Genomic DNA, 11,008 nt, shown 5'->3' on the forward strand with positions numbered 1-11,008 from the left:
CTAAACTGGATAGCTCGACTTGGTGTTGTAATAACTACGCCTCGTTTGTTATGTCGATCTGCAATCATTCAAGGGACGTGTGAGGGCCAAACAATTGGTAAACGTCGGCTCCAGGTAACAACTAAATTGATACAGAAGAATGGGGGATTGATCGGATGATCATTAGGGAAGCCAATATTACAGACTATCCGCAATTGAGACAAATTTATTTGGATTCCCGGCGGGCGAGCTTTCACTGGGCTAATGCCGCTGAGATGAGACTTGACGATTTTGACCGGGATACTTCGGAAGAACAAATTCTTTTGGCAGAGGAAAACGATGAAGTACTTGGTTTTGCGTCACTATATGTACCTGACCGCTTTATTCATAATTTGTTTGTGCACCCGAGTGCAGCCGGCAAAGGGGTAGGAAAGCAGTTACTCCAGCAATCCGTGGCCGAATTGGGAACACCAGTTACATTAAAATGTGTCTCTGAAAATTATAAAGCACTCACATTTTATAAAAAGCAAGGCTGGAAGGCTGTCGTAGAAGAAGGCGAGCCTGGAGCAAGATATTGGGTTCTTCAATATAAGAAATTAGGTAAGACATGATATTAGAAAAATATACGAAAATGGAGCATCCGTTGCTTACGTTTACGAGTAATGAAAAATTAATCACGATTTATGAAAGTAACAAGGGGAACGATATATTCTTCGTGACATGTCGCGGGACAAAAACATACTCCCATTGAAGTCGCTATTTTAGCGGCATTTTATGTTATCGGTACAAGTTCTTGTCCCAAGCCACGGACAAGAACTTGTACCGATTGCCGTAAAGGACAAGAACATAATCCGATTACCGATTAGATGAACATCTAAATAAGAAGCGCATGCAGATAAAGCCCTCATTAGTATCAAGATATGTTTGTTTATCAGCCTGACGATCAAGGACATCAATGCTTCACAAGCTCATCAAAAATGCTTGCCCTAAGCCCGTCTCCATGTTCAGTTATGAGAAAGAAACGTAGAGCTGCTTATCGACGGCGATAACGACCGCTCGGTTTACAAAGACAATTACTGTCGCACCGACATGAGTAACAGCTAGGCGTCCTTGAGCGTTTCGGTGGAAGAATACAAGAGGGAAGGCGAAGACGGATACAATGATCTGTTCGAAACGGAGGAGGCTTTAGATTTCTCTGACATCGACAATGACGAATACCTCGAGAAAAAGAGCTCATTCCATCGATTATGCCCCTAACGAAGAGGACCCGGAAGCTCACTGGTATTCATGGGACAAGGGCCAATCCCGCAAAGGATGGCCCTTGTCGGACATGCCAGTCTGCTCTTGTTTTGTTGCTGCGTAAGTTGGATTTGTTCTATTTCACTTTACAAACCTCGCATAAGCGGAGTCAGGAGGGATGGCTTCGATTATTTTGGCGAGGTTCTCTGTCAATCGCTGGAGGATGGATCGTCCGCTCCAATTCGCCGGAAGTAATTCAGGCGGCAGCATAGGATCTAACAGGTAAAGCTCGTTAATCGTTTCCCCCAGCGTCAAAAACAGGACAAACAGTTCCAGCGCATGACTCTCCGATGCTTTAGCGGAAGAGAAATGTTCCAATGAAGAAGTAAACAAGGGTTCAAAATATTCCTCGAACCAGAGCTGTTTCTCGTTGTAGATCCGCGTCAAATCACCCAAAGACCAAATTTCCTCAACCTGATCCTCCGTCATTTCCCCATGCTCCATTTTCCCGGAAAATACAGTTACGAATGGACCGGCATCATGCTTCTGAATGAGCTCCGATAGCTCCTCCCGGTATGGCCATGGTGAAATATACATCCCGCTATATAGCAGTCCAAATCCCGTTTGCAGTAGATCCGCTCGCAAACGGTCGCGTCGTTTACGCTCCGATTCTGGAAATGAAATCAAGACAAGATGCCAGGAGCGATCCCAATCGGTGTTATAAAGCTCCGGTTTACGATTGATCGAGCGAATAAACTCCCTTCCGGCAGCTGTAATACGGTAGGTCGAACGGGAAGGGGTATCGACATAGCTCTCCTTTTTCAGCCGTGATAAACCATTGCGTATATAAGGGGGCGAGTATCCCCGTTGCTCATAAATTCGAATAATCTCCTGCGATTGAAGCTCATCTGCCTTGGATAACAGAAAGAGCATTTGCTTTTCTACTGACAGCATCAGGATTCACGCTCCTATTGACAACTCTGCACAAGTAAATATAACATAAATATCGTCGACAACGCAAAATTATGTTACAAAACAGTACTGTAATTTCATTGTACCTCAATTTCAATTCAAAGGAGACATGATTTTTATGACAAAAGCGAAACTAATAACCGGAAAACTTACAATGATTCTTGGGCTTCTATTTACCGTGTCCATGCCTATCACCGCTGCTGCAGAGGACAATTCCCCGACGTCATCAACGGCTCCAAAGGATGTCGCTAGCAATGTGGCAAGCTACAGTAAATGGAATACGCCATTTAACCTGACGGTAAATGGGAAGAAAATCGAAGCTAAAGGTGAAATGGTGAATACGCGCATGCTGATCCCACTTCGCGCTGTGTTCGAGGCTGCCGGTGCGATTGTCAAATGGGATGCCGCTAAGCAGTCCTGGTTTGCTGAAGGTGAAGGCTTCACAGCATCACAGAAGCTCGGGGAATCTCAAGTTAATGTAAATGGTGTTAGATATGAGCTGGATCATGAGGTTGTTCTTGAAAATGGCAGCGTAATGGTATCCTCCCGATTAATTGAGGTTGCCCTCGGGCTGGAACTGCGCTGGGATTCAGCAAACCGCATGTTAAACGCGTCTTCTGTGTCAACGGCATCGGGATTCCAAGCATGGTCAGATGCATTCGCGGCTTACGGCAACATCCCGGTCAAATACGCCCACGACGGTATGCCGTCCGGACAAAATATCAGTCTGCCAGTCAGTTGGAAAAACACGCCTGAAGGTACGAAATCCATTGCCGTGGTCATGTATGATGTTCACCCGATTGCAGATAACTTCATTCATTGGAGCGTACTTAACATTCCGGTAACGGCACAGGGATTAACGGTAGGCGCCTCGGGTCACTTCTCGGACGGCTCTGTAGAATTAAACAGCTATTACGGCGCAGAGCCTCCCCGTTATTCTGGCGATCATCTGTACCGTTTGGCCGTCTATGCGATTGACACCGACAAGCTGGAACTGCCAGCAATAGCACCGGTATTCTTCGAACAATTGGAACCGCTGCTTCTTGCGCACTCACTTGGCTATTCCAAACAAGACGGCTTTGTTCATCAAAATTAGTTTGACTGAAGGGAATCCTTGTCATGAATAGTTATATCTCTTTGTTTGGGACGGTAAGCGTACCCATTCTGCTGGCTTGTCTACTTGGATATCTGTATCAGAAGTACAAGTCGCCTGATGCGACGGTGCTGGCGGACTTGAGCTTGTTCGTTCTTTCACCCTGCCTTATCGTGAGCGCTGTTTCGGGCAGCGGCTTGAATAGCTCGGCCTTTGCTCATATTGCGTTATTTACTGTCATTCAGACGGTTCTCTGTTGGGGGGCATCCCTTGCTGTAGGGAAATTATTTCGATTTGATACGCCTTCATCTCGGGCGATGGAACTCACGACCATATTCGCTAACTCCAATAATTACGGGTTGCCTTTGCTGCTTCTTGCATTCGGAAATGCCGGCTTCGCCATTGGAGTCACGAATGTAGTCCTTCATATCGTACTCGTGAATACGCTTGGATTATATATTGCCTCTCGCAGTTCCTTCAGTCCACGGCAAGCCGCCGCGAAAATGGTACGGAACCCTCTGATCTATGCTGCGGTTGTTGGCCTGATCCTGTATTTGTTCCAAATCCCGTTGCCGACAAGCTTAAATTCGGGTCTCGAGCTTATTGGCGGAGCTTATGCTGCTATCGTTCTGCTCATGCTGGGTATGCAACTCAGAAAAACAAACTGGCGTGCCAGCATGCGCCGCGAACTGTGGATTTCTATTGTCATGCGAATTGTGGGCGTGCCGCTTCTGTCTTTGCTGACCATTCGCCTGCTTGGACTTCATGGTCTTGAAGCATCGGTATTGTTTGTACAATCTTCAATGCCTTCTGCTATTAATTCCGTGGTGCTAATGGAGAAGTATGGGGGAGACAAGGAACTCGTTTCGGTTAACGTTGCGATGACGACGACTGCAAGCTTTCTTTATCTCCCCATTCTGATTTATTGGTCAGGCTGGTTCTAGTTTCGGCATGTGGTACGTCGGCTTACGTCAATTGGGCCGCCAGGAAGTGATTCTGGCGGCCTTTTGATTTTGCTTTATTGATGTTACGGTAAACAGCATCGCAAGGGACGGCGAAAAATAACCTTGGTGGAGTTTATCGATGTCCGTCTGACGCTGCCGGGCGTGGGTGATAGAGACGGGCAACCGCAGGAGTGTGATGGCGGACCAGAACGCCTAAACAAAAAATACCCGAATGCGGGTTGAGGGATGAAGGGTTTAACCACCGTGACCATTCCAATACAATTGAGATGTTCAGAAATGGTCATTCATGGCAACCAAGAGCTACAGCCTAGCTCATAAAAATAAAATTTAAGTAAGGCATGACCAGAATAGGGAGAGAACTATGCCTAATATAATTGTGCAAAAAGAGTCCTAGTGTCGAGGGACAAGAACATTGTGTCATTGCGGCGGCGAGGTATCCAAGTAGCTTAACATCAAATTTTTGCGTTAGTTGTTTATAGGATAGGCTTTGAAACCTTAAATTTTAATGATTTTAAGGAGCTCTTGAGAGACAAGAACTTGTAACGTTTACCGGAATGGACAAGAGCACAGTCTAATTGATGTCTATATAATACAATTTTTCCACTTTATTGATATCAATAACCGTGACAGATTCGGCTTTAGTTCTCCGTAACGTTGTTGAACTATTCAGGTTCCTGTCTAACAATGCTCCCGTTTGTTCTGCCATGTCTTGAGCGGTCAGAGGCATTCCATTCTTAAACCACCATTCCACTACTCCTACAATAGCCGAAGCAAAAAATTGAAGAATAACCTCTTCACTTAATGCTTGGTTTATTCCTTCAGATGTATCTACTTCAGGTCTATACTCTTGTACGACCAATTCAAGAAAACGACTTCGAAAATATGGGGCACCTTTACTGATTAACATTGTTGAAAAGAATAAATAATTACGCTCAAAGTACTCAAACCAAACATAATTTCCTTCTTTAAAAGTCATTTCAGATACCGATGCCGATTGGCAAAGTTCCCGAAGATTGTCTATATGTTCCTTAATCATCTTATCCAGCAGATCATATTTGTCCATGTAATGGTGATAAATAGTTCTTCGCCCGACATTTGCTTTATTGGAAATGTCCTGAATTGTAATTCGATCAAAGTTCTTTTCAGCCATCAGCTTAATAAAAGCGCTTTTAATCGCTTCTTGCGATTTGAGTACTCTTCTATCCGTCGAAGACATTGTAAGCCCACCAATCTTTTGAAAATAATGACACACATTTTATTGACTTGTGCCAAAACCGGTCTTTTTTCCATTGATTGAATTCGCTAACTAATAACGGCTTTATTACTTGAAGGAGCCTGAGCTAAAAGAGCATCCTTTTATTATGGAATCTGGACAGATGGATAACGCATTGGTTCAATATAATGTTGGACTAGCGGTAGACCACGGGTTGATTAAAGCCTCCTCCACGACACTTGATAACGTTCCCACTTTTTTGATTACTGGAATAACATGGTCTGGCCATGAATTTTTGGATACTGTCCGAAATGATGGTGTATTAACCCAGGCTAAATCCATGGCAAAAGAAAAAGGTAGCAAGCTCTTTGATATACCATTTGAAGTGGTTAAAGCATTGGTGACGAAGGCTGCTCAATCGTACTTTTTAGGGTCATAAAAAGGTAGGGCATCTAGAACTTACATACCTTATTACAAGTGTGTCATGGTACACTGCACCTTTATAATCCAGGACAAGCTTATCAAAGGGAAAAATGATGAGGTGGATGCCTTCTAGAAACTGATGGAATTCAATTGATCTTACATTGTGAAAACCTAACAGAGAAGACAATGGAAAATCTAACTCACGATTCTAAACTCCTGGAAGCGCTATATAATCAGATTACTAAATAATATGGGCGTTCAACGGCTAATAATGCGATTTCTAATCCGGAGTTTATATCTACAGATACCATACCCGTAGAGAAATGAAAATACCTTTACCTCCTAAAGAGGGAGAGAGACTATCTATAATTAGATAGGTAAAATTACCTATTTTTGTTAGAGGTATTTATGAAGTATCACACACATAGCAGTATCTAAGCGTAAATATATAATAGGTTAATAATATGGTATATTCGACCTAATTTACCCAAAAGATATAATTATTGCAAATCAATATGGTAGAATGGATTTACATTTTTTAGGGAGGTAATAATAATATGTTTGGTTTCAAAAAATTGGGGTTGCTGTTATCTATAGCATCTCTATTCGTCCTAGGCTTTGGTGACACTTCTTTTGCGGAAGAACAGCAAATCAGTTCAGAACAAAGACAAACTATCAAAGAGGTGTACAAATTATCGGATAGTATGATGAATGATCTAAGTGATGAAGATCTAAGAGAGTATTTGATTGATATCGATAAGGTTAAAGTAGAAAAGAAAGAACAATACTTTAAGTACGACTACACTTCTACAGATAACAACGTGGGAACTATGAGCAAGTTTAACATTAATTCTAGTGACTCCCCAAAACCAATAGTTACAGAAGTAACAAAAGAAGAAGTATATTCTTCATTAACTCCAGAAATATCTATAGCTGCAACAGGTAGCTGTGGTATTTCTAATGGTTACGATTGTTACAGCGAAGTAAATTTTGTTAAACTAGAAACATGGATTACTAAAACATCTTCTTCTGGTGGTAAAGTTAGTGCACGTTTTGAATGGTTGAAGACTACTCCCTTTTATCAACATGAAGATGTTTTTGCAATCGGATTAAATTCAAATTTTTCTCCAGTACCTGGAACAGAAAAAGGTACATTGAAAAAGGAATTATGGAACAATGATACGAGTTCTTGGTACACAGTAACTGAAAATTTCGCTACTGCAACTAAACGTGATACTGGTGGATATGGCTACATCATGGATTTGAAACACATAGGAAGAAATTATAGAGGATATATGGAGTACCAGTATAAAAAGAATGTAACTAACGTCACTCTAGCTGATGCCTATTCTCACTACGCACATCAAGAAAGAACTTTTTCCATTACTCCTTCTTTTAATATCCCTCTAGGTGGAGGCTTGAGCTTAAATACTGCCACATCATTTGATATTATTAATGGACATGCTCAATTTAAACCTTGGTAAATAATTCGCAATCAAAAGCTTCATAAGCTTCTTGATTGAACGACTTGGAGTGAACTTATGAAGCGCATTGGATTCATTATCATAATCGCTATTCTAGCCATTTTAAACGTTTATCAATATCTGATTTCTATGGAGCAACTCGACAGGAAAGATATAGACGGTAAATTCAGTTCAACAATAAATAAGATAGCTACGGATATTTCAACTGAATCAAGTATAGCTGTTTTAGAAGATCTTGTTGAACTCAATACTCTAAGTAAATACACTTCTTATGCCGTAACAGATGGAGGATTTATTGTTGACTATCCTTCTATACTTCTAACAGAGTATAGAAATTTGGTTAACTTTAATAAAGCACTTTCAAATCAGCCTCAGTTAGTTCAAAGTTTAAGAGAACTCTCTAAAGATCCCAATAATAAACTTATAAGCGAAAAAGTTATATCCCTCTTAAAGGAAAATTTATAATTCAATCTCTCAAGCACTCGTTACACGAGTGCTTTTTTAGTCGTATGATATTGTTGCTGTTGTTTGAACTCATTTAATTCTTGAACATTACCTTTAATAGTTTTTACTTGTTCTTTTTTGGGCCAAATCAATACCTTGAAATTCCAGTCAATTTTATAAGGTTCTGAGCAGCGTTTACATCTCGATCATGATGGTGATTCTGCATCTTGTTTTTTATGCTAAAGTCTACCATAACAATGATTTGATCCTCGTTAATCATCTTGAAATAGAGATCACATGAACCTGCATTGAGCGACATCGAACGAACGGACGCAATTTTGTTTAATGAATTGGATGCCTACGTAATTAATACCCTACCTTCCTCAGGTTATCCGTGTGTCCATGGTGATCCCGATACGCATAATATTCTCGTCGAAGCACGCCGTTTAAGCAACAATGCTCCTCGTGAGCATTTTATGATACAGAAACGTGAGCAGAGTTCAGATAGACAGATCCGTCAGCAGTTATGGGTCAATAACTTGAGACGAATTGGTATCGAGTGCCTTTTGGTAAATAATTATTCTGATATCCAACGTATCCTTTTCGAAATTGCAAGGAGATCTCGAGGCCCATCAATCTATATTACAGGTTCACATTTAATGGAAGAAGAATCTGATTTTCAAATACAGGTGGGACAATTACTCGCTGAAAAAACAAATTCCATAGTTTTGGATGGTCAATACACGGGAGCAAGTCGCCAGGTTATTAGTTCTTTCATGGAGAAGATACTTCAGCGTAAAGAGGATGCATATGCCAGAATTAAGACATATCCTAATCCATATGCTGCAAATCCAAAGCTGTCTAACGATCGGGAACTGTTACCTGTTTTGCGTCAATGGAGAGCCGATCCATTAAAGGCAGCACAGATAGTCTTGGCTTTTGATGGGGGAATGGGTACAAAATTGGAAATTGAAACGGCAATTAGCTTAGGATGTTTTATAATTTGTCGAGGGACAAGAACATGGTCCCATTGAAGTCGCTATTTTAGCGACTTTTTTATTTTATCGGTACAAGTTCATGTCCCAAGCCAAGGACAAGAACTTGTACCGATTACTGAAATGGACAAGAACATGAGCCGATTACCGGTTAGATAAACATCTAACTATGTTTTCATTCATTTTCATTATGTTAATGGGTGGGGAAAACAGCCAATTAACTGTTAGATATGTCTCTTAGTCATAAATTTGTTTCGTTTGAAAAATTGCAGCTGCCTCAGGTGTTGCATGGTTGCAGCTATAATTTGTCCGGGATGCGCCCTGAAAGCCACGATTACGTTCCCTTATCTTTCAAAAATTTTCTTGCATCTAGGTTGACAAACTGTTTTCAGATGCCATAGAATAACAAATAATTAATTCGATAATTAAATGTTTCGATTAGAAATAGTAGAAGTGATACGAGCTTTCAGAGAGCCGCTGGTTGGTGCGAAGCGGCAGCGTCATTCATTTCGAACTCGTCTATGAACAGCTGCCTGACAATGTAGGGTAAGCCGGAACTCCACCGGTACAGGGATAGATGGTGATAGCCATCGAATTGAGTTCATTTCACATGAAATGAATTAGAGTGGTACCGCGGGTCTAACCTCGTCTCTAACATAGAGACGAGGTTTTTTTGTTGGTTAAAGACCGGGTTTAATCAACCCCGTTTGACATAGATGACACGTTATCCGATCGAAACCATTCGAGCAGGATATCGCATGAGTCGTAAAATTCATCCGTATTGGACACAAATTTGCGTGATGAAGAAGACGTACATCAAAAAAACGAGTTCATGTTTTAGCTGAAAAGCCTGAATGTGGATGTTGATTGAGCCCGTTTTAAGAGCAGACTTATTTTTGCATTTGTTAGGGAAAACTGAAATCTACAATTATGTACGGAGGGGTTTAATTAATGTCATCAAATCAAGAGAAAATTCGTGTAAACTACAAAGATGCTCTAATAGAAGATGAAAGATTTTTTCGTGACAAGGCTAGCCTAATGGAGTCTTTCTACACTAAAAAATATATCGATGAGTATATTTCCTCAGAAAAGACTGTAATTGAAATTGGCTGTGGAACAGGTCACTATGGATTGTATTTTGCCGAGAAATGTAATTCTTATTTAGGAATTGACATTACGCCCGAAAACATCGCAATGTTTAACGATAAAATATCAAACAGCGGCTTAAAAAATATTAGAGCTCAAGTGGGTGATGCAACAAAACTTGAAGGCATTTCAGATAAAAGCTATGATCTTGTATTAATTTTAGGCCCGATGTATCACTTACCACCAGAGGAACGCAATTTAGTAATACAAGAAAGTAAACGGTTTTTTGTTTAACCCGGACCGGATAAAATGAAAAGGGGAACGTATACGACAATAGGTACAAGTTCTTGTCCTATAACGCTTGTCCCAGTCGGACAAAATTCAGAACATCTCATCTTACTAGTAACAACTAAATAACTAAGCTAACGGGCAGTTTAACAGAACAACTCCTTTATACATAAAACTCATCCATATGAGGAATAATCATGGTGAGGTGATTGTATGAGAAAAATTTTGATGTCTATTCTAGTCCTTTCTATTGGGGCTATATTATCCATTCCGTCAGTAAGTGCAGCTCATCCACATGATGAAGCGACTAAAGGTAAGGATTCCATTGAATGGGTTGCATTATGGAGATTCCCACAAACTAGAGAAGAACAATTGGAGCGTATGTTAACGACTGAATTACAAAGGAAGACACTATTTGCGCTCCAAGAAAAACAATACTTAAAGACAGGGAAAGAAAATGTTTATAGCATTGACCCGTTTCAAGTGGCGAATATGAGAACGGTAGATGGTGGACTTTATGTATTGGATGTAATAGCAAGTGTTCTAACAATGAGGTAGACAAGAAAGTAGAAAAATATCAAATAACTTTCCGCCACAGTTACGATTTAGGATTTGTCGTCATGAATGTAGTAAAAAAATAAACCACCATAAGTTGTTAAACTAACGGCCAACATATGTACAAAATACGAGTTTTGTGAAATAGTATGGAACTTACAAACCTAAATTCATCAATCCCAATCCTCAAACTCATTTTTTCATGGATTTTTGTTTCTTTTCGTTTCTATAACCCTCGAGTTTTTTTTAATATCATATGGATAAATGTGTGA

At 40.5% G+C, this 11,008-nt stretch carries 11 protein-coding genes, 1 pseudogene and 1 other annotated feature; of the genes and pseudogenes, 10 read left to right on the top strand and 2 right to left on the bottom strand.

What is annotated here, in order from left to right; translation table 11 throughout:
- Positions 1 to 155: 155 nt before the first annotated feature.
- Positions 156 to 590, top strand: coding sequence for a GNAT family N-acetyltransferase (locus tag CHI14_RS03445; protein WP_095287030.1), 435 nt, complete (start codon positions 156 to 158; stop codon positions 588 to 590).
- Positions 591 to 1,186: 596 nt separating this feature from the next.
- Positions 1,187 to 1,342, top strand: coding sequence for a hypothetical protein (locus tag CHI14_RS29865; RefSeq protein ID WP_170948009.1), 156 nt, complete (start codon positions 1,187 to 1,189; stop codon positions 1,340 to 1,342).
- A 17-nt stretch (positions 1,343 to 1,359) separates the two neighbouring features.
- On the opposite strand, the gene CHI14_RS03450 is transcribed toward CHI14_RS29865, so the two are convergent.
- Entirely contained in the window at positions 1,360 to 2,172 is an 813-nt protein-coding gene (locus CHI14_RS03450) for a PaaX family transcriptional regulator C-terminal domain-containing protein (protein ID WP_095287031.1), read from the bottom strand.
- A 136-nt stretch (positions 2,173 to 2,308) separates the two neighbouring features.
- Here CHI14_RS03450 and CHI14_RS03455 point away from each other — a divergent pair, with 136 nt between their 5' ends.
- Both CHI14_RS03455 and CHI14_RS03460 read left to right on the top strand, forming a co-directional pair.
- Positions 2,309 to 3,286, top strand: a complete 978-nt coding sequence (locus CHI14_RS03455) for a YbhB/YbcL family Raf kinase inhibitor-like protein (RefSeq protein ID WP_170948010.1) — start codon at positions 2,309 to 2,311, stop codon at positions 3,284 to 3,286.
- A 23-nt stretch (positions 3,287 to 3,309) separates the two neighbouring features.
- Positions 3,310 to 4,227, top strand: coding sequence for an AEC family transporter (locus CHI14_RS03460; RefSeq protein WP_095287033.1), 918 nt, complete (start codon positions 3,310 to 3,312; stop codon positions 4,225 to 4,227).
- A gap of 691 nt (positions 4,228 to 4,918) precedes the next feature.
- Here CHI14_RS03460 and CHI14_RS03465 read toward each other — a convergent pair.
- Positions 4,919 to 5,464, bottom strand: a pseudogene (locus CHI14_RS03465) (TetR/AcrR family transcriptional regulator); the annotation flags it as partial.
- Between the two features lie 109 nt (positions 5,465 to 5,573).
- Here CHI14_RS03465 and CHI14_RS03470 point away from each other — a divergent pair.
- The 6 genes from CHI14_RS03470 to CHI14_RS03495 all read left to right on the top strand — a co-directional run bounded on the left by CHI14_RS03470 (position 5,574) and on the right by CHI14_RS03495 (position 10,739).
- Entirely contained in the window at positions 5,574 to 5,900 is a 327-nt protein-coding gene (locus CHI14_RS03470; RefSeq protein WP_141236632.1) for a DUF2513 domain-containing protein, read from the top strand.
- 541 nt (positions 5,901 to 6,441) lie between these two features.
- Positions 6,442 to 7,368 (top strand): hypothetical protein, encoded by a 927-nt coding sequence (locus CHI14_RS03475; protein WP_095287036.1) that lies wholly within the window; start codon positions 6,442 to 6,444, stop codon positions 7,366 to 7,368.
- Between the two features lie 57 nt (positions 7,369 to 7,425).
- The gene (locus CHI14_RS03480; RefSeq protein WP_095287037.1) at positions 7,426 to 7,833 is read left to right on the top strand and encodes a hypothetical protein; all 408 of its coding nucleotides are present in this window, start codon (positions 7,426 to 7,428) and stop codon (positions 7,831 to 7,833) included.
- Positions 7,834 to 8,120: 287 nt separating this feature from the next.
- Positions 8,121 to 8,846 carry a hypothetical protein gene (locus CHI14_RS03485; RefSeq protein WP_095287038.1) on the top strand — a complete coding sequence of 242 codons (726 nt, stop codon included), beginning with the start codon at positions 8,121 to 8,123 and terminating at the stop codon, positions 8,844 to 8,846.
- Positions 8,847 to 9,232: 386 nt separating this feature from the next.
- Positions 9,233 to 9,463: a binding site (T-box leader), on the top strand.
- A 295-nt stretch (positions 9,464 to 9,758) separates the two neighbouring features.
- The gene (locus tag CHI14_RS03490) at positions 9,759 to 10,187 is read left to right on the top strand and encodes a class I SAM-dependent methyltransferase (RefSeq protein ID WP_095287039.1); all 429 of its coding nucleotides are present in this window, start codon (positions 9,759 to 9,761) and stop codon (positions 10,185 to 10,187) included.
- Positions 10,188 to 10,394: 207 nt separating this feature from the next.
- Entirely contained in the window at positions 10,395 to 10,739 is a 345-nt protein-coding gene (locus tag CHI14_RS03495) for a hypothetical protein (RefSeq protein ID WP_095287040.1), read from the top strand.
- The last annotated feature ends 269 nt before the right edge of the window (positions 10,740 to 11,008 follow it).

Origin of the sequence: Paenibacillus sp. 7516 (genome assembly GCF_002272715.1) — a bacterium.
GTDB classification, from domain to species: domain Bacteria; phylum Bacillota; class Bacilli; order Paenibacillales; family Paenibacillaceae; genus Paenibacillus; species Paenibacillus illinoisensis_A.